This is a genomic window from Bacillus sp. RO2 (genome assembly GCF_012911845.1).
Taxonomy (GTDB): Bacteria; Bacillota; Bacilli; order Bacillales; family Bacillaceae_I; genus Sutcliffiella_A.
Genome location: NZ_JAAXCU010000021.1, coordinates 1 through 23,715 on the forward strand (window position 1 = coordinate 1; position 23,715 = coordinate 23,715).

General features: G+C 41.0%; 32 protein-coding genes. 5 read left to right on the top strand and 27 right to left on the bottom strand.

Going from position 1 to position 23,715, the window contains the following annotated elements; all coding sequences use genetic code 11:
* Nucleotides 1–417: 417 nt before the first annotated feature.
* The 4 genes from HF078_RS03540 to HF078_RS03555 form a co-directional block, all read right to left on the bottom strand.
* On the bottom strand, nucleotides 418–897 hold the full coding sequence (locus HF078_RS03540; protein ID WP_169289867.1) for a GNAT family N-acetyltransferase: 480 nt from the start codon (nucleotides 895–897) through the stop codon (nucleotides 418–420).
* A 4-nt stretch (nucleotides 898–901) separates the two neighbouring features.
* A complete protein-coding gene (locus tag HF078_RS03545) occupies nucleotides 902–1,663 on the bottom strand; it encodes an SDR family oxidoreductase (protein WP_169289868.1) in 762 nt (253 codons plus the stop codon).
* 290 nt (nucleotides 1,664–1,953) lie between these two features.
* Nucleotides 1,954–2,466, bottom strand: a complete 513-nt coding sequence (locus tag HF078_RS03550) for a P-loop nucleotide/nucleoside kinase family protein (RefSeq protein ID WP_169289869.1) — start codon at nucleotides 2,464–2,466, stop codon at nucleotides 1,954–1,956.
* A 2-nt stretch (nucleotides 2,467–2,468) separates the two neighbouring features.
* Entirely contained in the window at nucleotides 2,469–2,993 is a 525-nt protein-coding gene (locus HF078_RS03555) for a YcxB family protein (RefSeq protein WP_169289870.1), read from the bottom strand.
* Between the two features lie 706 nt (nucleotides 2,994–3,699).
* Here HF078_RS03555 and HF078_RS03560 point away from each other — a divergent pair.
* On the top strand, nucleotides 3,700–3,849 hold the full coding sequence (locus HF078_RS03560; RefSeq protein ID WP_169289871.1) for a glycine zipper domain-containing protein: 150 nt from the start codon (nucleotides 3,700–3,702) through the stop codon (nucleotides 3,847–3,849).
* Nucleotides 3,850–3,936: 87 nt separating this feature from the next.
* Here the strand turns inward: HF078_RS03560 and HF078_RS03565 are convergent, their stop codons facing one another.
* The 11 genes from HF078_RS03565 to HF078_RS03615 all read right to left on the bottom strand — a co-directional run bounded on the left by HF078_RS03565 (nucleotide 3,937) and on the right by HF078_RS03615 (nucleotide 11,781).
* A complete protein-coding gene (locus tag HF078_RS03565) occupies nucleotides 3,937–4,515 on the bottom strand; it encodes a GNAT family N-acetyltransferase (RefSeq protein WP_169289872.1) in 579 nt (192 codons plus the stop codon).
* Nucleotides 4,505–4,738: a hypothetical protein gene (locus HF078_RS03570; protein WP_169289873.1), complete on the bottom strand. Its 234-nt coding sequence runs from the start codon at nucleotides 4,736–4,738 to the stop codon at nucleotides 4,505–4,507. The genes HF078_RS03565 and HF078_RS03570 overlap by 11 nt, the downstream gene beginning before the upstream one ends.
* 146 nt (nucleotides 4,739–4,884) lie before the next feature.
* Nucleotides 4,885–5,547 (bottom strand): HAD family hydrolase, encoded by a 663-nt coding sequence (locus HF078_RS03575; RefSeq protein WP_169289874.1) that lies wholly within the window; start codon nucleotides 5,545–5,547, stop codon nucleotides 4,885–4,887.
* Between the two features lie 26 nt (nucleotides 5,548–5,573).
* Complete coding sequence (locus tag HF078_RS03580; RefSeq protein WP_169289875.1) at nucleotides 5,574–5,789, bottom strand: hypothetical protein; 216 nt, start codon at nucleotides 5,787–5,789, stop codon at nucleotides 5,574–5,576.
* A gap of 33 nt (nucleotides 5,790–5,822) precedes the next feature.
* Entirely contained in the window at nucleotides 5,823–6,359 is a 537-nt protein-coding gene (locus tag HF078_RS03585; RefSeq protein ID WP_240951666.1) for a DUF4269 domain-containing protein, read from the bottom strand.
* A gap of 77 nt (nucleotides 6,360–6,436) precedes the next feature.
* Nucleotides 6,437–6,847 (bottom strand): GNAT family N-acetyltransferase, encoded by a 411-nt coding sequence (locus tag HF078_RS03590; protein ID WP_169289876.1) that lies wholly within the window; start codon nucleotides 6,845–6,847, stop codon nucleotides 6,437–6,439.
* Between the two features lie 140 nt (nucleotides 6,848–6,987).
* Nucleotides 6,988–7,392: a hypothetical protein gene (locus HF078_RS03595; protein WP_240951667.1), complete on the bottom strand. Its 405-nt coding sequence runs from the start codon at nucleotides 7,390–7,392 to the stop codon at nucleotides 6,988–6,990.
* A gap of 138 nt (nucleotides 7,393–7,530) precedes the next feature.
* A complete protein-coding gene (locus HF078_RS03600; protein WP_169289877.1) occupies nucleotides 7,531–9,525 on the bottom strand; it encodes a phospholipase D-like domain-containing protein in 1,995 nt (664 codons plus the stop codon).
* A gap of 179 nt (nucleotides 9,526–9,704) precedes the next feature.
* Nucleotides 9,705–10,349: a peroxiredoxin-like family protein gene (locus tag HF078_RS03605; protein WP_169289878.1), complete on the bottom strand. Its 645-nt coding sequence runs from the start codon at nucleotides 10,347–10,349 to the stop codon at nucleotides 9,705–9,707.
* A gap of 139 nt (nucleotides 10,350–10,488) precedes the next feature.
* On the bottom strand, nucleotides 10,489–11,199 hold the full coding sequence (locus HF078_RS03610) for a GNAT family N-acetyltransferase (RefSeq protein ID WP_169289879.1): 711 nt from the start codon (nucleotides 11,197–11,199) through the stop codon (nucleotides 10,489–10,491).
* A 57-nt stretch (nucleotides 11,200–11,256) separates the two neighbouring features.
* Complete coding sequence (locus tag HF078_RS03615) at nucleotides 11,257–11,781, bottom strand: DinB family protein (RefSeq protein ID WP_169289880.1); 525 nt, start codon at nucleotides 11,779–11,781, stop codon at nucleotides 11,257–11,259.
* A gap of 128 nt (nucleotides 11,782–11,909) precedes the next feature.
* On the opposite strand from HF078_RS03615, the gene HF078_RS03620 reads away from it, so the two are divergent.
* Entirely contained in the window at nucleotides 11,910–12,095 is a 186-nt protein-coding gene (locus HF078_RS03620; protein ID WP_169289881.1) for a hypothetical protein, read from the top strand.
* A gap of 71 nt (nucleotides 12,096–12,166) precedes the next feature.
* Nucleotides 12,167–12,616, top strand: a complete 450-nt coding sequence (locus HF078_RS03625; RefSeq protein WP_169289882.1) for a hypothetical protein — start codon at nucleotides 12,167–12,169, stop codon at nucleotides 12,614–12,616.
* A gap of 7 nt (nucleotides 12,617–12,623) precedes the next feature.
* Here HF078_RS03625 and HF078_RS03630 read toward each other — a convergent pair whose 3' ends face one another.
* From HF078_RS03630 to HF078_RS03645, 4 genes are all read right to left on the bottom strand, one after another.
* A complete protein-coding gene (locus HF078_RS03630) occupies nucleotides 12,624–13,157 on the bottom strand; it encodes a GNAT family N-acetyltransferase (protein ID WP_169289883.1) in 534 nt (177 codons plus the stop codon).
* Between the two features lie 21 nt (nucleotides 13,158–13,178).
* Complete coding sequence (locus HF078_RS03635; RefSeq protein ID WP_169289884.1) at nucleotides 13,179–13,772, bottom strand: GNAT family N-acetyltransferase; 594 nt, start codon at nucleotides 13,770–13,772, stop codon at nucleotides 13,179–13,181.
* Between the two features lie 433 nt (nucleotides 13,773–14,205).
* Nucleotides 14,206–14,925: a YebC/PmpR family DNA-binding transcriptional regulator gene (locus HF078_RS03640; RefSeq protein WP_169289885.1), complete on the bottom strand. Its 720-nt coding sequence runs from the start codon at nucleotides 14,923–14,925 to the stop codon at nucleotides 14,206–14,208.
* A 52-nt stretch (nucleotides 14,926–14,977) separates the two neighbouring features.
* Nucleotides 14,978–15,862 (bottom strand): LysR family transcriptional regulator, encoded by an 885-nt coding sequence (locus HF078_RS03645; RefSeq protein ID WP_169289886.1) that lies wholly within the window; start codon nucleotides 15,860–15,862, stop codon nucleotides 14,978–14,980.
* Between the two features lie 264 nt (nucleotides 15,863–16,126).
* Here HF078_RS03645 and HF078_RS03650 point away from each other — a divergent pair, with 264 nt between their 5' ends.
* Together HF078_RS03650 and HF078_RS03655 are read left to right on the top strand one after the other, a co-directional pair.
* Nucleotides 16,127–17,431, top strand: a complete 1,305-nt coding sequence (locus HF078_RS03650) for a uracil/xanthine transporter (protein ID WP_169289887.1) — start codon at nucleotides 16,127–16,129, stop codon at nucleotides 17,429–17,431.
* A gap of 121 nt (nucleotides 17,432–17,552) precedes the next feature.
* On the top strand, nucleotides 17,553–18,083 hold the full coding sequence (locus HF078_RS03655; RefSeq protein ID WP_169289888.1) for a hypothetical protein: 531 nt from the start codon (nucleotides 17,553–17,555) through the stop codon (nucleotides 18,081–18,083).
* A 329-nt stretch (nucleotides 18,084–18,412) separates the two neighbouring features.
* Here HF078_RS03655 and HF078_RS03660 read toward each other — a convergent pair whose 3' ends face one another.
* The 8 genes from HF078_RS03660 to HF078_RS03695 form a co-directional block, all read right to left on the bottom strand.
* Entirely contained in the window at nucleotides 18,413–18,769 is a 357-nt protein-coding gene (locus tag HF078_RS03660; protein ID WP_169289889.1) for a VOC family protein, read from the bottom strand.
* Complete coding sequence (locus HF078_RS03665; protein ID WP_169289890.1) at nucleotides 18,753–19,322, bottom strand: GNAT family N-acetyltransferase; 570 nt, start codon at nucleotides 19,320–19,322, stop codon at nucleotides 18,753–18,755. The genes HF078_RS03660 and HF078_RS03665 overlap by 17 nt, the downstream gene beginning before the upstream one ends.
* 23 nt (nucleotides 19,323–19,345) lie before the next feature.
* Nucleotides 19,346–19,924 carry a hypothetical protein gene (locus tag HF078_RS03670; protein WP_169289891.1) on the bottom strand — a complete coding sequence of 193 codons (579 nt, stop codon included), beginning with the start codon at nucleotides 19,922–19,924 and terminating at the stop codon, nucleotides 19,346–19,348.
* Nucleotides 19,925–20,006: 82 nt separating this feature from the next.
* Complete coding sequence (locus HF078_RS03675; protein WP_169289892.1) at nucleotides 20,007–20,567, bottom strand: GNAT family N-acetyltransferase; 561 nt, start codon at nucleotides 20,565–20,567, stop codon at nucleotides 20,007–20,009.
* 18 nt (nucleotides 20,568–20,585) lie between these two features.
* Nucleotides 20,586–21,365 carry a Cof-type HAD-IIB family hydrolase gene (locus HF078_RS03680; protein WP_169289893.1) on the bottom strand — a complete coding sequence of 260 codons (780 nt, stop codon included), beginning with the start codon at nucleotides 21,363–21,365 and terminating at the stop codon, nucleotides 20,586–20,588.
* Nucleotides 21,366–21,396: 31 nt separating this feature from the next.
* Complete coding sequence (locus tag HF078_RS03685; RefSeq protein WP_169289894.1) at nucleotides 21,397–21,756, bottom strand: nuclear transport factor 2 family protein; 360 nt, start codon at nucleotides 21,754–21,756, stop codon at nucleotides 21,397–21,399.
* Nucleotides 21,757–21,768: 12 nt separating this feature from the next.
* Nucleotides 21,769–22,314 (bottom strand): short-chain dehydrogenase, encoded by a 546-nt coding sequence (locus HF078_RS03690; protein WP_169289895.1) that lies wholly within the window; start codon nucleotides 22,312–22,314, stop codon nucleotides 21,769–21,771.
* Complete coding sequence (locus HF078_RS03695) at nucleotides 22,311–23,636, bottom strand: GNAT family N-acetyltransferase (protein ID WP_205831515.1); 1,326 nt, start codon at nucleotides 23,634–23,636, stop codon at nucleotides 22,311–22,313. Before HF078_RS03695 ends, HF078_RS03690 begins: the two co-directional genes overlap by 4 nt.
* Nucleotides 23,637–23,715 lie beyond the last annotated feature (79 nt).

Consider the following 23,715-nt stretch of genomic DNA (forward strand, 5'->3'; position numbering starts at 1 on the left):
TTGTCTCTTTTTTTCTGTTCCCACGCCGCTCCGCGCATTTAGCCGCGCTCTATTTGACCTTTTCTCCTGTTCCAACGCCGCTTCGCGCATTTAGACACGCTCTATTTGACCTTTCCTCCTTTTCCACCACCTCATCGTGCATATAGCCACGCTCTATTTGACCTTTCCTCCTTTTTCAGCACCGCTTCGGGCATATAGGCACGCTCTATTTGACCTTTTCTCCTTTTTCAACACCGCTTCGGGCATATAGACGCGCTCTATTTGACCTTTCCTCCTTTTTCAACACCGCTTCGGGCATATAGACGCGCTCTATTTGACCTTTCCTCCTTTTTCAACACCACTTCGGGCATATAGACGCGCTCTATTTAACCTTTCCACACATCCACTAAATGCTTCAGGCATATTAAATCTACTTATCTACAACTCATCCAACACCCGCTCAAACATCACCATATCTACCGCCTGAATCCCATCCTCAAAAATTGGTTCAGGATATTTCAAAAAGAAGTCCTTCCTTATTTCCACCATCCTAAACCCTACTTTCTGGTAAAAAGAAAGATTGGCAATACTGGAGTTGGCAGTGCCGACAATCATCTTGCGGAAACCCTGTCTCTTGAAAACCTCAAAAGCGATATCAATAACCCGCTTCCCCAGCCCGCGCCCACGAAACTCAGGGTCCAACGCGATGTTTTTCAGCTCAATCACACCCTCTGATTCTTCCACAAACAAGGCCACACCGGCCACTGCGTCATCACCAACAACAATCGCGTACATTTGCCCCTCCGCGATATACACTTTCACCACGCTCTCACTCTCATCCGCCATCACCAAGTACGGCAAAAAACTCAAGCGATCCGAACTTCCCACCAACTCTAGTCGAACACGCATCTCTTCCATAACTTTACCTCCTAAACCCACCTTCTGAGTGAATAATCTGTCCTGTCACCCATTCTGCCTCTTCACTGACGAGAAACTTTATAGTCCGCGCCACGTCACTTGGCACCCCTACCCGTCCGGAAGGGAACATGCCAGAAAGACCTGACTTAATTTCCTCTGTCATCCAACCCGTATCTGTCGGGCCTGGATTGATTGCATTTACCGTAATTCCCAGTTTCCCAACCTCTGCAGCTAACGTAATGGTCATAGCATCAATCGCCCCTTTCGTCGTTGCATAAGAAAGCTCGCCTGGCATCGGCCCTCGAAATTGGCCCGATGTGAGATTAACAATCCGCCCGCCGCTCCCAAAGGTGAACCGCTGAGCAAACTTGCTGCTTAATAGAGTGGTAGCCCGGATGTTTACGAGATAATGCTTATCCAGATCCTCCGCTGTTATCGTGCTATAATCGTCGTTGGTGGAGTAGGCCGCGTTATTTACCAGAATACTAGGCTCACCAAGGTCCTCTCTCACTTTTTGAAACAGCACATCAGCCGCTTCCATACTTGTGAGGTCCAGCTCCATCATTCCCACCGGAACACCGAATCCCTCCAACTCTTCTTTTAAAAATTGTGGTTCCCTAGCTTCAGAACCCCATGGCATCTCTTCATCATACGGCGACCAATACGTAAAAAATACAGGATGGCCTGCTTTCGCCAACTCCCTGCACACCTCTGCTCCAATTCCTTTTAAACGACTTGCACCTGTAACGACTGCAATTCTATTCATAAAATAACCCTCCGATTGTTAGGGTATAAACAAGCACGGTCCGATAAAAGAGATGTTTTTCCCATAAAAAAACAGGTGCACCAAAGGCACCTGTTTCAAGTGGGGTATCGACTCCACAACATGTGTATCCCTTTAATGAAATGATGGACGGTCAGACTGGTCCCCTTGGTCGGAACTGCTGACTCTATCCAGTTACTCAATTTTCATTAAAGGTTATTCCACATTGTTAGGCTTTCGATTCCCCTTCCGTTCATCTCTTTCTTTTATGGTAAGAATTTGAAAGGGATCTGTCAAGGATAATAATCAGTGATATTGCGTGCGATTTCTTCTATGATGACAATTGGCTCTTTGTTGGTTGTGTCAAATAAATAATGCGCGTTTTCCTCTTTATTTTCCAACTGATGGAGAAGTTCCAAAGATCGAGGAATCATGTCGGTGTCTCCGCGTTTGGTTATACGCTCCACTAGCACTTCTGGGTCAGCACGCAGGATGTAATAGTGAAGCGTCACATCCACCCCTGAATGATGGAGTTCCTTAGAAAACCATTCCAACTCTTCTTCCACCACATAATCAATGACAACATCATATCCCTTCAGCAAAAAGTTCTTGGTCAGACTGCTCAAGTTCAGCCAGACGACAGAGAGCTTTTCTTCCCATGCCGGCTGTGTCTCGCCTACAAACATGGCGCTAAGCAAGTCCCCCTCAACAAGTACCGCTTTCTCTAATTTATGTGCAATACCTTTAGTGATGGTCGACTTCCCCACACCACATGGCCCAGAAATAATATACACGTTCCTCGTCATCCTTACTCAGGCTCCTTTAACAACCTCACATTTTGTGTTAATGCGTTATTATGTATAATCTTTCTCAACTTAATCATCTCATGGTTGACCATAAAGCTTTTTGGCAACAAGACCGCCTTATTCTTAGAAACATAGAATAGGAACATATCTTTCTGTTCCTGAATGGATAGGATATCATCCCACTCCCAAAACGCTTCGGCATTCCGACGCTTCTGCTGGATACCATCCTCACTGATTGTCAAAAAGACCTCATTTTGCATCAGCTTGTCACTTTTGTATTCTTTTACTGATCGAAAATTCATGACCATTGATAGCATTAACTTAATGGTACCCCACAGGATGAGGGTAGTAATTAGAGAAAAGAACCAACCCAAATCAAGGATTAGCCAAATATATAAAAAGAAACCCATTAACAAGACAGTCAGCACCATCTTGTTCAACGATTGAATATGATAGCCCAAAAACTTCTTGAAAATCTCCTGACTAATTACCCCACTTACAGCAACTATTTCTTTCTTTTCTTCCAAAAAAATCACTCCTCTGTTACAAGGATATCATGGATTACTGTTTGTTCTAACGACTGTCCCTGATAAACCTGAAACCTACTCCATTGTCCCGTCATCAAAGAAACGCTTTTCGCATCTTGGACATACATACGCATAAGATAGCTCAATTTCCTTGTCATACCGGAGAGGAAGCCGTCTTTTACAATTAGGGCACCTCCAGAAAATGAAAGAAACGACAATAAATATTAGAAAGAGAATAATATTTAAAGAAAGCAACCAAACGCTTTCCAAAACTCCACCTATAAAACCTAAAAAGCTCGCAACAAAAAACATCCATATCACTGCATTTCTAATTTTTAAAGGATTGAAATACTTCCTAATAATGGCGATCACCCCTTTATAAGTTATACGATTCACGCGCTTAGATGTTACAATCTTTTTAAATACTGTTAAAAAATTTAAAGAGGTGAAATAAATGAGAAAGTATTTATTGTTTTTTGTTGGGCTATTCTTTGCAACTACGGGCTACGTACTTGGACAAAATGAAAATATGAAATGGTTCACTCTTGTATTTTACCTCTTAGGTGCAGTTTTCTTTCTTATCCAAGCTGATATTTTAATTAGATACCAAAAAAAGATAAACAATAAATAATGATTGCTCCACTAGGTATCTTATTAAACATTCAAGTAATTTTTATATAATACAGGAAAGTAAGGAAGTGATTTTTTGGATAAACAAGGTAGAGGGAAGGGTGTTTTCCTAGGTGCTGGTATTGCAATAGGGGCTGCACTTGGAGCTGTACTTGATAATTTAGCTCTAGGAATTGCTCTAGGCACTTTTATTGGAGCTGTAATTGATTGGTTTAGAAACAGATAATTCGTTAATATGTTACCTTACTTGATTGGTTATAAAAAAAACGCTCGGATAGCTAATCTTCCACGCGTTTTTGTTTATGGTGATGGATTACGATCTCCACTCTGATTTTCTCAATACATAGTAATTATATAACTCATTTTCTATCGTAAGTTTGCCTTGAAGAGAAAACCCGCATTTCTCTATAACTTTATTGGATGATACGTTATTCATTAACGCCACTGCGTTAAGAATCTCTAAATTTGTGTTTGAAAATAAGTAGTTTATTAGCCCTAATGACGCTTTTGTAGCGTATCCATTCCCTTGATGGTCGGATGAAATGGCATACATGATTTCTCTATTCGGAGCAGGGAGTTCCTCTTTTATTCCCGTACAGCACCAGCCAATGAATTCAACCGTTGCACTAATAAATACTCCTAGTTTTAAAAATTGATTGTCTATGTCATTTGCTTTAGCAGCCTCTAAGAATGCTTTGTTTGCCGGTATTTCGTAATATGTGATCCAGTCTACCCTTTGGTCCCTCGTCGATTTCCAATCTGGCAAGAAATTAGAAATCTCTGGTTGATTGGATATTTTGTATATTTCATCTGCATTTTCAACGGAAAACTCTTGAAGATATATGTCTCCACAATCAATCCTAAAGAGTTCTGCCGAAACATTATGTTTCATTCATTTTCTCCCCTTTTCCAGCCAGTTTTTCTTTTAAAATAAATATTTCTCTAATAAATGCTCCCACAATGCCAGAAGCGCCAATGATTGCTATCATGTTCATCATTCGCACAAATATATGAGGAGTGTAAACTACCACTATGCTTTGCAAGATAATAAACAAGCATAATAAAGAAGACATAAACATTAAGAATCTAACGCTAGGCTCATTCTTCTTTTTCATCAAGAACCTCCCTTACATACCGCTTTGTATCGTTTCCCAATCCGCAACCTTGCGTAGAATTTCATCAAATCCCCATATGATAAAGCACCAACCGTAGAAAAAATAAGGAAAAGTAGATCTTTAAGTTAAGCACTGTTATGCCTCCGTTACACTCGACTCCCAAGAAACTTATCCCTTAATTGTTCCACGCTATTAAAGATAAAAGTTGGCTCCGCATCCTTTATTTCTTCTGGTGAACCATATCCATATGTCACTCCAATAGAGTCAATTCCCGTGTTCTTCGCTCCAATGATATCGTGCTTCCGATCGCCAATCATAATGAATTCACGATGGTCATAGTTAGTATATTTATCTAGTATGTATTGAATGATTTCCGTTTTGGATGACCTTGTTCCATCTAAATTACTACCAACAATATGTTGAAAATCCTTTTCTAACTCAAAGTACTTTATTATTTTTTCAGCAAAAACGGTAGGCTTTGAAGTTGCTACCACTAACACATATCCGTGTTCCTTTAGTGCTGCTAAAAGCAAAGGGACATTAGGATATAGGACATTTTCAAACATCCCCTTCTCCTTAAACCTTTCTCTATAAAAATCAATAGCACGTTTTGATTGTTTTTCATCAAAACCATAATACTCAGAGAAAGAAACTTGTAGTGGTGGACCGATAAAAGTTTCTAGTCTATCGGTGTCAGGTTCCGCAATATCCATTTTTTCTAAAGCATATTGAACCGATTTTGTTATTCCTTCTTTCGGGTCGGATAGCGTTCCGTCTAAATCGAATAGAATGATCTTGTACTCTGCCAAAAAAATTCCCTCCTTCTTACTACTGATTACGACTTACGCAACCGTGAATGCCTTTTATCCGCTGCATTCAAAATAAATGCAATTGAAAAAAAGTTGATAAAAGCTCCTGAAGAAATCATTATCCAATTAGGGATTTCAGGAAAGAAATCTGATAATAGAATTATTAATGGTGTAACTAGCACTAAAGTCAATCCTATAAAGAATGACTTTGTCTCCGGTACTGTTTTGATTTTATCTAACATTTTTCCACCTTTTCCACTAAGTTTGGTACCTCGCTATATCTGTACAATTCCTTCTTCCACACCGTACAATATAAGGCCTTCATAAGGATCTCCGCTAATGTGTAGAAGCTTACAAAATGCCGGTTCCGTTTTATATCCTTCCTTTTTAAGGCTGATTACTTTTCCTCTTAAACCTGGATCTCTTTGCAGCAGCTCATATTCAATTTTCATATGAAGGTACGCAAACTGCTTATGGACAGGCTGAGCTTGACCGAATAATTCAAACTCTAAATCATGAAAAGTAAAGTTCGCTTTCACGACTTCTTTCCCCCGGATCGTTCTTCTTTTTATAGAGAAATTTTCTTTATCAGCGTAAAGAGTTTGTAGTTTGTTTGCAAAAGAATCTAAGCCCTCTACTTCCATGATAATGTCTAAATCAGACCCTTTAATATCAATATCAATAGGGATGGTTCCACATAGGACGGGGTTATAATCGTTCAGATCATCTAAAATCTTTAATTCATTAATGGCTGCATATGCCTTCTGTTGCTGTTTATTGCCGGTCTTCATTTGCTCGAAAAGACTATTCAAGTAACCACTCTCCTGAATCATAAAAATCTAGCGCTATCCATATTTCTTGAATAGCGCCAGAAAGATTTTGTGAAAATTTAATGAAACTTGGCAAACGCCACTAAAGTCCCCTTATCACATGATTCGAAGCCGTTTTTCTCATAAAAATGCCTTACATCAGGGGCTTCATCTGTTAATAGAACTTTTTGCCGAACATGTTTGTATTTCTCTAGAATCTCTTGCACTAATTGAGTAGCAATTCCTTGATTCTGATAAGTATTCAACACCAGAATGTCTTGAATATAGATGATAGTTAACCCGTCCCCAATTACACGAATCAATCCCACTAATTCGTTCCCATTCCATGCAGAAATAACTTCTAAAGACTGAAAGATTGCTTGTTGAAGGACCTCTAAATCCTTGGTATATACATACCACTCTACATCGTTATATAACTTCTCTAATTGTCCAATGTTAATATCTTTATCTATTCTAAACTTAACTTCCATTCCGTTTTCCTCCTCAAAATTAACATTTTGAAGAGTTTATCCACCATTTAACCACTGCAATAACCTCCATTGCAAATCCGAATATTTACAATTTCGACACTATCCTGCATATTCCTTCCAGTATTATTGACAAGGTACTATTAATCTTCCTTTATACTATCTAACATTACATATCCAAAAATCAATCCAGCTATGTTGGAAAGATCTAAATGGAAGATTTCCAACGCAAAGGGAAGGTACTTACCCAAAATAGTGAAAGAAAGTAGTGGCACCAAAGCTACGTAAAGGGTAGGGAGTCCAACTGCCAATAGTTTTATCCAATTCACGGACCATGCTTTGTCACGCTTTATCTCTGTTATTAACTTTGGCAAACGAAGAAGTATTCCGATTAAGACTGGGAAAACAGTTGCAAATATCACCGCAGGCCAAAAGTTATAATTCATTTGACCTTTTTCAATTAGTTGCAGCTCATACCTCGAACCACTAAAGATAATAAACCCTATCGCTACAGTACAGAAAAAATACCTTAAGAATTTCCCCATCATAAAACCTCCTGTATGATAACTGGCATCTTTTAGTAATTATACGAGTGTATAGTTTAAAAGTTTCACATTGTGCAGTTAAAGTTGCAAGCATAAAAAAAACACAACCATGGTTTCATGGTCGTGCTCAAAAAATATTTATTAGTTTAAACTTCCACCTGCATTCAGGTAACGGGCATTAAACTCTTGAACAAATTGATTAACTATTGCAGTATCGTGAATAATTAGCATGTTTTCATCATTTACATCATTTCCGTTGTTGCTCCAGTTGGTGGAACCTACCACTACGGTTGGATCACTTGCTGTATCTGCATCGATTAACATTGTTTTGCTGTGAAGCTTTCGGTCTTCATTTCCTTGATATACTGGTGCCGGATTAGCCCAACGAGTGTTTGGGTTATCGATACTTGTTTGACTGGCAGTACGACCTGTCATATCTACACTAGCACTCCACCATTGATTCCAGAAGCTAGCGTCAAATAATCCTTTCACATCGAATCCAGTTAACGTTCCTTCTAAATCATTGTAAGAACCTTCATATTTATTTTTCAGTTCATCTACAAGTCCTTGGTCACTCCAAGCGAAAATGGTGAAATAAGTGTTGATATCTGCTTCATTTTTGACTAATTGTCTCATACGGCCGATCGCATCATCTCCAGTAGAAAAATAAACTTCTACTGTTTTCCCTCCGACATTAAACAAGTGTTGTGTATTGTCTGTCTTACCTGTTCCAAAATTAGAAACCATAGGATCAGGAGTCAATGTATTGCTTCCCCACATTTCGTTAAACTCTGTTTCATAGGCGTTCGCAATCTCAGGGGCATGAAGTTCTACTACGTGCTGTTGATTCCCGCCCAACACACCGTTTGCCATATTCTCTTCCGAACCATATAATCCAGTAACCGTGAAATTCCAGCTACCTGTAAATACCCATTTATCATCTACCACCGCAAATTTGTTGTGCATTTGGACACCCGGGGAGTAATAAGTCCCATCTGTCTTTTGTTCAGCGTCAACAAATAAGTAACCAGTTTGATTGGTGCTTCCAATGGTGTACGTACCATAGGCGAAATCGTTTGGAACAGGAGGTAATCCGTGTTTCTCTCTTAAAGTTGTATCTTCTACTGCTAACATGGCAGAGTCAGAGAAAACGTGAATATCGTCATTTGTCCCAACGACATTATCTTTTCCTCTAACCATTTCCTCTATATATAATCTCATAGTAGTAAAACGTTCCGCATAATGAGGGTCTGTAGCATCTTTCGCATCCGCAAGCACACGTACATCTACCCCTTGTGCTGCTTTATTGATTAACGTATCCACCACTCGCGGTAAATTGATTTCATACGTAGCAAAATCAATACTTGTAGTAGCTTGGTTCAGCCTTTCGATCAAACGGTTTTCCAGATTAACGTTGTGGTTAGCCTGATTTCCTGTTGTAGCATAATCAGTAAAGGCACATTTATTGAAGTAAACGTTTATGGCAAATAATTCGTTTGATACATTGTTCAGGTGCTCAGTTGTATCGCCGCAAATATTACCACCAGTTGTTCCTGTCCCTCCGTTAGATCCACCACTAGTTACTGTCGAGCTATTAGAAGGTGTTCCATATCCGCCATCATACACTGTTGTAGCCGTTCCCCAACTTCCAGCAACTGTTCCTGAGCCATTCGGGTCTACTCTTTCCATCGTCGCTTTTGAAGTGTTATCACCAGCATACCATGCATTCACAGAGTCTATTAAAACACCATTAGCATCTCGCAACTCTAGTATCTCATTGCTGTTTCCAAGTGAACCGCTGAATATTAAATCAGCCGCTACCCCTACTACAGAATTATCATCTGACTTTTCCAACAAAAAGAATCCGTTTGCAGGGATTTGTCCTTCTAAGTTAATAGATGGGGATCCGTCTTGAGCGTTTAATGACCAACCCGTTAAGTCAATCGGCTCATTTGTGTTGTTATGTAATTCCATCCACTCATCCGTGTAATTATATGTTGTTCCCATCCAAGCAATTTCGTTCACAACCACGCTATTAGTGGTTGTCGCATACACGTTCTCTTCCTTTTCAAAAACAGGAACAAAAAACGAGAATATGAGGGCAAAAACCAGTGATAAATTTACAGACCTTTTCATTCTTCCAACTCCTTATAAAATATTTACTATACTAGTATAAGGCAGTCTTATAGTTTGGTTGTTAACTTATTATAATATTTTTGTAAAAATTCTATTATTATGAACACTTTTCATGTACATTTTCCATAAAAAACGGCCTAGGAATAGAATCCTAAGCCATTTTTGTATAATATTTCTTGTTAAATACTTTTTAAAATATCTATTACCTTACCTGGTTCTACACGTTTTGTATAGTCAGAATCCACATCTGCAAATACAATGTTACCTGATTGATCAATTATGAATGTAGCTGGTTTCGGAAGTTCCCAATCATCATTACCATTATGGTCCGGAACGATTAGGCCTGAACCTTTATATATCTCTACTAAATAATCCGGCATTTTAAATACTAAATTGAATTGTTCTGCAACTTGGTTGCCTTCATCACTTAGAACCAGAAATTCTAGTTCATTTTTTTCTTTCGTTGACAAGGTAGCGTCAGGAGTCTGCGGACTGATGGCGATTAAAGTTGCACCAGCGTTTTTGATGGAGTCTATTTCTCGCTGATAGGCTTTTAATTCAAGATTGCAGTATGGGCACCAGCCGCCGCGATAGAATGTCAGGATCACTGGTCCTTTTTCAAGCTCTTCCTTAATGGACACCATTTTGCCGGTTGCATCAGGAAGGGTAAAATCCGGTACTCTCTCTCCCTCATTTAGCCCTTGTGCCACTCCGGACTCCTCTAGTTCTTTTGTTGCTTGCGCCATTAAACGTTGCTTTTCCTCAGGAGCCTTTTGTTTAAATACCTCTTTATAAGCTTTAATTTCTTCGAGCAATGTAGACATTCTTATCTTACCTCCTTAAGATCTGTTCAGAATAACCTTAACAAAAAAATGTTTTCTTTACCTCTAATTTGCTTGAAGGCAGAAAACTCGTTTAAACCTCATAGATTTCCACATTTCATATACTCTCATATGATATAATTCACCTGACTAACTTATAGATACCTTTCCTATCACGAAGTTCGCAACCATTTTTCTCAAAAATCTTTATCATGTTGGTATTGTTCACATCGGTGCTGCCGACATAATAAGTGGCGTGGTATTTTTTGAGTAACTCCATACTGATTTGGTGAATATGCTGTCCAATTCCCTGACCTCTTAAGGCTGGCACTACTCCGAAATAAAATAATCTCCCTTCATCTTCCGTACCCATTTCAATATGAGGGATACTTATTCCAGCAAAAGCTCCATTTTTTATAAAATAATAACAATGCTCGTGCCATTCAGGTCCCAATTCACTCTTTAATGAACGCATAACCTGGGCTATTGGTTGCTTTGTATTCTTGTTAGCACTTCCCGAACGACAAAGCTCATATAGCTCCGCATATTGAAGGTCATCGATTAATCCTTCTGATAGGGAATGCCAGGTTATTTGGTCGTTCGTTACAGTCAAATCCTCCAGTTTCCTTGTGTACTCCACAATACTTGAGATCTTGTTGAACTTTTTCTCAAGCAGCCAGCTTTCAAATTGTTCATCCATTAGTAGCGACAAATAACCAATCTCTAGACGTTTCATTTCTTCTAAGATATTTGTCAATTCCCGTATGTACATGTCAGTGTGTACATCTTCCTTTTTGAATTGATCTACAAGCCAATATTCTTGTTTGTTTTTGATGATATTAAAAATGTTCAATTTGATCCCCCAATGCTTAACGGAAGCATCCAGCTTAACTGTGACGCTTTCCGTTTGTTAGTTTCGTATAATCCCTAAATAATCCTTCCACGGGCCTACATCCTCTTTATATCTTGTTGCGATGACACGGGTTAGCTGGGTAATATGAGTAAGATCATGAACTACCCATGTGGAAATCAATTCTCGCACTTTCACTTCCCCGAGGGCTGGGTGGATACCTTTTAGCTCCATATGTTTAGTCGGGTCAATAAGTTGTGTTAGTGTTTTTAGGTTTTCTTTCCGAAGCTTTTTAAATTCTTGTAGATTCTGCTCTACTGTCCCAACCGCATTTGCATGTATATGTGCGAATCTATCAAACTCCGGAAATGGCTTGCTTTCGCCCTCTTGCAAAATAAACCGGAGACGCGGAATCCAGTTTACTTTTTCCCCTTCAATCAAATGGTCGATGACTTCTTTAGCATTCCAGGTCCCTTCCCCCTCGTTGCAGGTCAACCAGCTTGGTGAAAGCCCCACTAATAAATGCTCTAGTGTTTTGGGTGTACGTTCGAGTATCTCCATTGCTTCCTTCATATGAAATTTCATGGTACATACCTCCCTTTGTTTTTCATATAATCTATTAAGCCAAAAAATATCTTATACATTAATTTTACAACATCTGCTAAAAGAGTGGACAAGGAACTCGATATAATTAAAAAGGGGAGATTTATGCTATGAAAAAAGCGATCAGTCTTTTTATATTAGGGGTTTCATTACTAGTTTTACCTCAAATGGCGTACGCCCAGAGTGTATCGGGGGGAACACCGCAGCCTAATAAGTTCATTGTCATTGTTTCTACTATTATCATTATCCTTGTCTTCTCTCTGTTTAAATGGTGGAAAGACAGAAAGGCTGCATAGGGAAAAGTCCAAGCATGCCAAGCCAATTCTCATATCCTATAGGAAAGAATCTTTTATGGGAGTGAATTGGGATGGGAAACGCATGTCTAAATTTCAATATTAGGACACAATTTACCTTTACCGTGAGTGATCGGGATTTGAGCCGTATTCTAAATGGACTAGCTGAGGAAAGTGTGAATATTAACGGCTATTTCCAGACGCTTGCGGGGAAGAAATTCAATTTTGTTAGAATGGTTGTCGGTACCTCGGCTGAAGAGCGCGAACGAGACATTCGCGCGGTTCGAAAAGTAATGAAGCGGGTTGGTGTTCGTTACAGGGAAAATCAGGTGATTCAACTTCTGGATAGTATTTCTGGAGTGCCTGGGCAGATCAACGCTATCTTCGGCACGCTATGGTGCAAGATGCAGGTTCGGGCTGTTTACCTCGGCGAGGACAGTACTATTTATTTGGATGTTTCCAATATTGGATACGCCATTCGGTTGCTGTCGGAAGAGAACCCGCCTCGTTGTCTAGATGTTTAAAGAATTGTTAGAATAGAACACGGTCTTCAATTGGCGTTGTTATATTTTTCTTCCAATCTGTGCGGGTAATACCATAGCCAACGGAATCAAATAGCATATCGTTCTGAGGCCAGGCACTTCGGTGGTAGGCTTCTTTGACGTACCCGCAGTTGTGGAAGGTCTTTCGCATCGCCAGGTTGTCGTGGCGGGTGTGACCTTCAATTCGGATAAGGTGCGGGTAGTTGGTGAATGCATATTTGGTAAGCCATTTTACGGCATGGGAGCCACGTTTTTGACCCCTCTCTTGTTGTTTGAATCTGATGTCGAACAGGCAGGTCGGGTCTTCAAGGTCGAAAAGTCGGAACATGCCAATGACGGTATTGTCTTTGTCTTGAATGAGGAAAGTTTTGGTGCCTTCATTTGTGTAGTTGCCTTGTTGGATGGAGGCTCTGATGGCTTCCTCTGTTGGATTTTCGGTTCCATGGAAGGGCCATGTTTCTGTTGTTAGCAGTTGGATAAGTTTGTGTTCGGTTTCTTTTGTGAGTTCTTTGTATGTTTGCATGGTTGGTTAGTTTCCTCCATTTTATTTGGATGTAGATGTGGATTTCGTTTGTTCCCACTCCTCGCGCAGCATGCCCATACGAATGGAATCGTACAGTTTTCCTTGGTAGGTTCGGACGTTGCGGATGCGGGCTTCTTGTGTAAAGTTTAGTTTGGTGCCAACTTTGACCATGCGATGGTTGCCGGACCATGTTGTATATCCGACTCTCGGAATTTGCGCTTTTCTTAGGAAAAGGTGGTCGGTCCATAGTTTGATAGCCTCGGTTCCGTACCCACCGTTCCAATACTCGGGTAGGTAAATGATGATGCCCATTTCAAGCCAATTGGACGGTTCGTGCTCCCAGTAGTAGGTGACGCTGCCAATGGTTTGGGGCTCTTCTGTATTGGTTTGAATCAGGTAAATGGAGTCTTGTCCTTCGTTTAGTTGTTGGGTCATTTTGGAGATGTAGGTTTCCTCGTCGATTATTTCTAGTGGGAAGTAAGGTGCGTCCCACTTTTTATATTCTGGGTTGGGGTCGCCGTACATTAGGTGGTAGAGTAGCGACAAATCTGAAATAGTAAGCTTTTTCAGTTGGATTTTGGTTCCTTGGATGGTGGTTGGGGTAGAAATTGTCATTAGTAAAGGCTCCTTTGCGTTAGGTAATTAAGTAATTTACGTTTTTGATAGGGTTTTAGTTTCAATTTTTTGTGTGATTTGGGTTTTATTGTGGTAATATGTGGATTCTTGATAAATTGAACTGTTTATTCGATTATTTGAGAAGGTTTTTTGACTAATTCGATCACTTTTTTGACTAATTCCCCTCGTTTTTCGACTAATTCCCATTCAAGCATTCAGCGCTGCACAATTTCATAGAAATACCACCTCCTAGCAAGAGAATGGCCCACTTATACTAGCATAGCAATTTTTAAACAATCGTTTGTTCAAGAAAAAACTAATCTCTTGCGCCCCAACGGTTTCAATCAAAAATTACAAATTAACTTTTGAAATTGCTATATTACAAAAAACAGACCACCATCCCTAAAGATAGAAGCCTGTTCACGATTTCAAATTATTCACCTAAATCTACATTATGATACACACGTTGCACATCGTCGCAGTCTTCTAATGCATCGATCAGTTTTTCGAACTGCTCTTGCGCATCTTCTGGAAGCTCCACTTCATTTTGCGCTAGCATAGTCAATTCAGCTACGGAGAATTCCTCCACTCCCGCACCCTTCAACGCTGTTTGCACGGCATGGAATTGATCTGGCTCTGCATAGACAATCACGGTTTCCTCTTCTTCCATGATGTCGCGTACGTCTAGGTCTGCTTCCATCAATACTTCCAGTACTTCGTCGGACGTTTTTCCTTCGAATGCGAAAACTGCTGTTGCGTCGAACATGTAAGCAACAGATCCACTTACACCCATGTTTCCGCCATTTTTTCCGAATGCTGCACGCACTTCGGATGCTGTACGGTTTACGTTGTTTGTCAGCGTGTCCACAATTACCATCGATCCATTCGGTCCGAAGCCTTCGTATCGAAGCTCGTTATAGCTTTCTTCCCCGCCGCCTTTTGCTTTGTCGATTGCGCGGTCGATGATGTTACGTGGTACGTTGTATGTTTTTGCACGCTCAAGCACGAATTTTAACGCCATGTTGGATTCTGGATCTGGCTCGCCTTGCTTTGCTGCTACATAAATTTCAAGGGCAAATTTAGAATAGACTCTACTCGTATTCTGATCCTTTGCCGCCTTTTTTTCTTTAATGTTGTTCCATTTACGACCCATATATATTCACTCTCTTTCAGAAATTAAAAGATATAACTAGTTCTATTATACATCAACTTCCCAGAGGGTTTCGAGTGATTTCCTTATACATCTCGAGAAACCTGGTTGCTACCTTCGATAAATAGTATTTTTTCATCCAGGCAACTCCATATTGGGAGGACAGATCCTCATCCTCCACCAGATACGAGTAGATTTTCGCACCAGAAAAAATGTGCATCGCACTTTCTGGAATCAAGGTTGCTCCAAAGCCTTGTTGGACGAGACGAGAGAGTAGGGTTAAATCCGAACTTGCACACACAATATTTGGTTCGTAGCCTCTTTGTCCAAAAGACTGAAGCGTATAATCATACAACCCTTGCCCCTTGGTGCTTGGCAGAACCAGCGATTGGCCAGCAATCTTCTCTAATGTTAATGATCCACTCCAAGCTTCTCGGCTGACAAAATAGAACGGTTCCCTCTTTAGCATAAAATGGGCAAATTCATCTGATTGAACGGGAAAACGAATGACCGCCAAGTCTATGGCTCGCTCACGTAGGAGCTCAAATAGATGACCCGACTCATTTTGATGGATTTCATAGGTTACCATAGGATACTTTTCTTTAAATGCGAATAACAATTTGGATAGCGACATTTCTGAAAGAGTGTTCACCCCTATTTTCAAAGAGCCTTTTAACCCCACTCCTACTTCCTTCACTTCCTCCATGCCCTCTTCCATCAATTTGGTAATTTGTACAGCATGGTGATAGAGCTTTTCTCCCGCTTCCGTCAGCCGGAGCTTCTTTCCTTCACGGTGAACTAATCCTACTCCCACTTCCTCCTCCATCAACTTTAATTGTTGACTCAATGGTGGCTGGGACATATGTAATTTCCGAGCAGCTTGTGAAATGTTTTTCTCTTCCGCAATGACGGTGAAATAGCGCAATTGCCGAATATCCATCCAGATTTCATCTCCTATATGTTTTTCATATGATTCCACAACAAAACAAATATCATCCATATGGTTTTACATATGATACCATATATTTGGAGAGAGGCAGGAGAATAGAATGAGAGCGATTCTAATTCTTATTATACTTAACTTAATAGTGATAATTGCTTTACTTATAGATGCAAAATCAACATCTGAAGGAACTAGGGTCCATGTGAATCAACATTTTTATGCACACACTGAACAACAAATGCAACTAAGAAAGGAACTTCTATGAATAAATTAATCTCATCGTTTACGATGTTTTCTTCGATACAATGGCTCTTTTTCATTTTCGCCAATACGGTTGTGGTTCCGCTCTCGGTCGGGGCCGCTTTTGATGTGTCACCGGAAGTGAGCCGGATGATGCTGAGTGCCTCCCTACTATTCACTGGGCTGGCATGCATCTTCCAGGGCTGGCTGGGGCATCGCTACCCGCTGCTGGAGGGCCACTCTGGTTTATTGTGGGGCGTGATGCTGAATCTTGGACTCACTGCTTCTTCGTTAGGGATGAGTTTTACAGAAATCGGTGGTGGTGTTGCGACAGGATTGCTGCTTGCGGGTGGCTTTACGATGTTGCTTGCAGTCTTTGGCTGGACATCTGTACTGCCTAGGATTTTCACACCGATGGTTATGACGGTGTACCTTTTCTTATTAACCTTCCAATTAATGATGGTATTTTTTCAGGGGATGCTCGGTGTGACAGAAGATGGTGTGATGAATGTGCCTGTAAGCATCCTATCTGTTGTGCTGGTTATTTTTGTTAGTGTGTTGAAAATAAAGGCACCTAGGGTTATTGGGAACTTCGCTATTCTCATAGGGATTGTTATTGGATGGATTTTGTATGTCCTGCTGTTCCCGGGTGGCGGTCAGGATGCGCCAGCTGCAGCTTTTGCCTTTGACCTGTTCCCGCTTGGTGCCCCGAACCTTGAATACGGTATTATTGCGGTCGCATTTTTCGCCGGGGTGCTGAATATGAGTAACACGATTGCCTCCGTTCAGGCTGCAGCAGACCTTTACGGTGAGACCCCCAAGCCCGGACAATTCAGGAATTCTTTCTTTTTTACCGGATTGTTCTCTGTGATTGCGTCCCTGTTCGGGCTTGTCCCTTACACGCCGTTCACGTCGACAATTGGATTTTTGCAGAGTACGAGAATATTGGATCGAAAGCCGTTTTTCATAGGCGGCATCATGCTTGCCGCCATTGGACTGGTGCCACCGTTGACGTCTTTCTTGGTGACAATGCCAATGACGGTGGGTAATGCGGTACTGTTTGTGGCGTACCTTCAGTTGTTCGGGACCGCTTATAGCAGTTTGCGAGGCGCTGTTTTTAATTCGGATACCATTTTCCGTTTGGCCGCGCCTGTATTATTGGGAGTGTGCTTGATGAATACTTCGCCGGCTGTGTTCGGTCCGTTGCCAGTGCTCTTGCAACCGTTCTTAGCGAATGGGTTAATCATGGGCGTGTTGCTTTCGATTGTCTTGGAAAAGGTAACGAATTGGGAACAGTTTGAGGATAAGGTGGTTGGGCATGGCTGAGGTAAGGGAAACCAGTTGGTGACCTGAAGAGTTAGATAACGGGGCAGGGGCAGCTACGTTTTTGCCATTCTTAAATGTAAAATATGTTTCCTTCTTCCCTTCCAGTGGTAGGATAATAATCATGAAGAAAACGGAGGAACCTACCATGCGCCACATAGAATTTAAATACGAAGTCACAAGACACGCTTTATCCTCGTTAGTTGATCATTATAAACCTTGGCGATACGGGAGAATCCTCTTTTATGTAGGGGCTATAATTTTTAGCATTAATTCTTTTTTTGATTTGCTTATGATGTACGGAGAAGTTCCTACTGGAATATTTGCCATGTCCGCCGTTATGGCATTTCTGGTTCCGTTGTTGGTTGCGTTCCTTTTCATAAAGGTCATCACTTTTTTTGCTGGAGTCATTTTGTTCAGGAAGCGCGTTTATGAAGAGGAAATGGTTGTGCGGTATCAGGAGGGAGATGATTTCTTCCTTGCGGGGAATGCAAAATTTCACTTTGACAACCATTCGAAAATGATAGAAACCAAGGATTACTACATCTTTTACAGAGGAAAGAAGTTCGTGGACGGAATCGCGATTCCCAAACTGTCTTCGCTTGATGAGGGATATGAGGAGAGAGTCGAGTTTTTGATTAAGAGATTACAATGAGCAAGAAGCCTTTCTGGTATGTGGAAAGGCTTCTTTTTTATGTACAATATGCTCTTTTTGAATGTGGTTTTGGGTAACTATGTTTGATTTAAGGTAGCATATTCTATTTTTGCGGTCCCGCACCAATTGATTGGGTCGTGAAAATGCGGATATCCATTGTAAAATCGTTTTATCCATTGTAAAAGCCACTATATCCATTGTAAAAATGATATATCCATCGTTAAGGTCCATATATCCATTGTAAAAATGATATATCCATTTTACGATATCATAGCCTTGCAACTACCACATTACATTCCAAAATATCCCTTATCTATATAAATTACCGACTATTCCTCAAAATAACATACCCCTAAAATATGCCCGTCCGGATCCTTAAATTCAAACGATAAAACCGTCCCGTAATCTATAACATCCTCTACCAAAACACCGTTCTCCTTAAGTTTCTGATGTGCAGCATGAATATCAGAAGAATAGAAGTTCAATAAACAATGGGATCCTGGTGTCACACTTTCCGCTCGCACAAGTGTAAGAGGTGTCTCCCCCATCTCAATTGCCGCATATCCGTTTTCTTCGTCATGCCATCTAACAGAAAAGCCGAGTACCTCTGTGTACCAATTGATGGACTTAGGCATGTCAGTAACCTCTAAAAATACGGTATCAATTCTTTTAAAAAGTGCACTCATGCAAACCGCTCCTCCCCATAAATTCTTCGTAAGTCATTCCGAACAACAACACATCATGGTATTTTCCGTCCGTGTACACCATATTCCGCAGTCGTCCCTCCTCCACAAAACCGAGACGTTCATGCAGCTTAATGGAACCCTCGTTAAAAGCATATACGTGGGCATTGACCTTCTGATACCTTAGTTCGCCAAAAAAGTAGCGGAGAACAATCCTAATGGCATCACTCGCATACCCTTTTTTCCAATGTTCACGAAAAATACTGACGCCGTAGTTGAAGGTGCCATTTTGAGTGTCGCAATTATTTGTGCTGATACTACCTACAAGCTCTCCGTTTGAATTCTGAATGGCAAGCCTAAAGTTATGGCCATCCCAACCTTTTTCCGATTCTCGCTCTGTCCATTTCTTGGTTCCATCTTCCGTCCTTGGCCCATAGATGGCATCATTTAATCTGGCAATCTCGGAATCCATTCCGTCCTGGTGGAACTTCTCCCAATCAGAAGGCTGAATCGGTCGCAAGCGTACCACTGCACCTTCCCATATATGAAAAGACATATTTCTTTTCCCCCATTACACTTTTATCGTCGATATAACACTAAATACTCTTCCAAATCCTCCAAGTTATTGATCTTAAGGATATCCTCCTCCTGCAATTGAAGAGTCCGGTTCTTATAGCTGATGCCAAAATGATGGAGGGGAACTCCTTTTTCTTTTAGTGCTTGTAAAAGAAAAAAGGCGCGTTCCATTTCCTTCTCGTTGTTCGAAGTGTCCACTCTTATCTGATCTAGAGATATCCCCACTTGAACCGTTGTATATTCTTTGTAGTCAGGAATTGGGTACACTTCCTTGTAAGTTTCATGAAGAAGGATATCCACTCCGTAATTGAAGTTATCGGGAAAAGCCTTTTCGATCAATGGACCTATTTCTTCTTTTGCCGCAGCACCCCAAATTTCGGAAGTGTACCCATCTTCCGTTTCTCCTGTATACCGATTCTGTCCCACATAAAACAAAAGATCTGGTTCGTCTTTTGCATAGGCATAAGCGTTATATTTTCTCGTGTTGAAAAAATCAAACGAGATCTCCTTCATCACAAAATCCTTCCCATACTTTTCTTCCAGATACACTTCAAATGCCTGTTTGTTCGTCCAAAGCCCCAAAGGCGATCCCCAAAAAACAAAAGACAGGAGCAGGACCAAAATGATCCCCCCTGACCCCCACCACAAATATTTCCGCTTCAGCTTACACTCCTCCAGCTTTTCGTTTTTTCCAATCTTCTGCAAGCATTCCGTACACTGCATGATCGACATGATGGTCATACAGCCATTCCGCTTGACGGATCTTTCCTTCCAACATAAAACCGAGTCTTTCTGGAATAGACCTGCTTTTCACATTTTCCACCGCCGCACGGATATCGACACGGTTCATTCCAAGCTCCATAATGGCATAGTCCGTCAGTGCTTCCGCCACCCTCGTCATAATGCCATTCCCTTGATAATCCTTATCCAGCCAGTACCCTATATATGCCACTTTGTTCGTCCAGTCAAGGGTGTTGTAGCTTGCCGAACCAACAATCTCCCCTTTATAAACAATCATCGTGGTCATCGATTTATTTTCCGCATAGCCTTGTCTCGTTCCTTTTATAAAATTCCTAGAGTCCTCCACCTTCTTTGTGAAATCCAGCCATGGCAGCCACTCGCGCAGATACTCCCTGGAGTTGTCAGTTAGCTCAAATAGTCGTTCTGCATCTTTTTCCTCTGCTAGTTTCAAAGAGAGTTCCTCGTCAATTTTATGTATGAACATGGTTGTGTTCCTCCTAAATTAAATAATTTGTAGCTTTCTCAATGCATAGTCAATTCCATCTTCACTGGATTTCTTCGTGACAAAGTCAGCAACCGATTTCAACCTGTCACTGCCGTTACCCATCGCAATGCCATAGCCAACAAGCTCGAGCATGTCGACGTCATTCTCCCCGTCCCCAAATGCGACCGCCTCGGACTTGTCGATCCCAAAGTAGTTTAACAGTTTCATAATGGCAACAGATTTAGACACATCCTCCTGCAGGACATTCAGGATATATGGGTGCCACCTCCTGAAAGTCAGGTGCGGAAATCTCTCTATATATGGGTCCATCATGTCATCCGCCGCAAACAAACACATGAGATAGACTTCCTGTTCTTTACTGTGGTCCATCAACGAAAAGTCCTCTAAACCTAGTACCCCAAGTGTTTCTTTCAACGCTTGTGCAATTCGCGGCTCTTCCACCTCATTCATATGAAAGCCTTCCGTATAAAAAGAAAGCCCATGATTCTGTTCGGAAGCAAACTGAACCACTTCTTCAATCACCTTTTTATCCAGCGGGATTTTGTGTATAACCTCTTCTAGATGCTTGGCATAGCCTCCATTGGCTGTGATGAATGTATCAATCCCAAGCTCCCGAATCTCCTCGCACATGGAAAGCGGGCGGCCCGTTGCAGCGACCACAATGATTCCTTTATCTTTTAATGCTTGAATGGACGCTTTTGTTTTCTCTGAAATACTTCCGTCCTCATGATGCGTGAGGGTGCCATCAATATCAAAAAATACTATTTTGCAATTCATCACATTCCCCTTTTAACAACCATTTTTCTTTTTATCGGCTCAAATGCTCGTGAATCAACTTCCATTCTTCCTTTTCTTTAACAAAAACATTGGTCGCACGACCACTGCCAGAAATGAACTCCCCATTCATGTACCCCTCGTAATGAAAGGTATAGAGGCATGTGGCAGTGCGCTCATCCACCGCAATCCACTGCACATCCTTTGCCGAGTAAACTTCCTCTTTGATGGTGTCCCATGCGTTTTCAAAAAAGTCACGGATTTCTTCCATGGTTGTACAGGTTTTATTGGTGAACCAATATACCACATGGGAATGGAGCATTTTTTCTACATTATCGAAATTGTGGGTATTTGTTGCTTGAATGTATTGGGTTAATGCTTCTTGATAGGTCATATGCATTCTCCTTCATGGTCGCAAATTCGCTGGTTCCAACACTCCAACTAGAGAGGTTGAGTCTTTACGTTGAATGGCTTTAATAACTCCATCAGCAATTTCATGGTTGTTCAGCCATCTTCCTCGGTCCTCTTCTAGCTTGAAGCCCAGTTGGACTTGAAAATAATGGCAATTTACTGGAATGTAGAGTTCCCTTTTCACCTGTGACAGCTTTGCCCTACTTCCAAGAACGTGGTACAACTCCCATGGTTCACTTGGCTCGGCAACAATTTCTATAATTTTCGTTAACCCTTGTTCTCCACCGGTATGAACCCATGCAACCACAAGTGTAATTGGACCATTTTCATGAATTGTCTGTTTTAGATAAATGTCTAATAGATTCACTTTGTTATAGTCGACAAGCAAAGAGGTTATTTTCCCCTTATCTACTTGCTCTATAAGGCGGCTCATTTTCTCCGTATTTCTTCCAATGACAGAAACGTGATAGTTTTGAGAGTCTAACCACATGCAAACCTCGGAAAGCATCCCTGTTCCACCAACTACAAGTGCATGCTTCATTGCCTTACCTCTTCTCTTACTCTTATTCGATACACATACTGCTCTCCCATTCGTCCCATAATTCTTCTTCCATTGTCTTTGAATCCCGCTCTCAGGTACACCCGTTGTGCCGCTTCATTTCGTACGTTTACTGCCAAAACCACCTCATCCACATGAGGGAAATTCCGTTCCACATATTCAGGCAGCAACTCTAGTGATTTACCTGCAATACCCTTTCCTTGAAAAGGAACAGCAACCGAGTATGCCCGTAATAGAATGGCATTAGGATTGTCCGTATAGCTTGGAAGTTCCTCCCCTTGATAAAGAACGAAAAAACCTGCAGTCTTCCCTTTTTCTAAAATAACTACGGGATGCCTTCCACTGTCTGTTTCACAAGCTAATAACGCATCTTTGGGATGTGAAGTGAATGTTAACTGACTTTCAGTAAGCTTATAGTTTATTAGTTCTTCAAAATGTTCTGGTTGATAACCTTCTAGGATAACCACTCTTTTTTCCTTACAAGAGCTAATCAGCTCTTTAGCAAAATGGATGGTGGCATTCACTCTCTCTTCGTTTGTAGCAAAGATTCTTTCTGAATTGCCTTTCCTACTATTAATCGCCTCTTGTATGAGGTCATGCCATTTGGGTTCAAGTTGACGCAGTCCGTATTCCCCTGCAGCTAACTTGGAGATGATACCATGCTCGCTCAATGTGTAATATTGGCGCAGCAGCCCCAGCACTGTCCATTCCATTTCGGTTTCAATCTGTTCAACCGGGTAAGTCATTAACTGTTCTTTTATCTTTTCCATGCTCATAACTCTTGTCGCCCAGTAGTCGTTCATGTTTTTTCGTACATAGACTGTGAGATCTTCTGTTGTTACGTGAATGGGGAGGTCTTTGGCTTTGGGTCCCAAGACCGTTATCCCATTGTTTTTGAGGAGCCACCAAGTAACAGGGTTATCGTGCACCGTTTTGCCAAACGTCCCTTCGTTGTAAAAATAGCTTTCTTCCTCTGGGTTCGACAATTGCACGTATATGCCATCCACCTGCGGGTTTTTGCATGTTTCTGCAAGATTCCAATGGATCTCTTTTAGAATAGATGCATCGTCATTTGTCAGCTTCCGGCTAGTCACCGCAACAAAATCAATATCACTTTGCCCTTCTAGAAAAGCATCTATCGCAATAGATCCATGAAGGTACAATCCATCTAACAATCTTGGCAACTCTTTATTGCACTTATCTATATAAAGGTCTAAAACCTTTTGCACGCTTTCCGGAATCCTGTACATCTCTATCACCTTTTCTTTCAAAATACGCATCCTACACTTTTCGACTCTTTGCATGTTTTATCCTTTTACAATTAGAAAAACAGTACAAAAAGGCAAAAACACGAAATTAATTATTGACTAACCAGGAATAAAC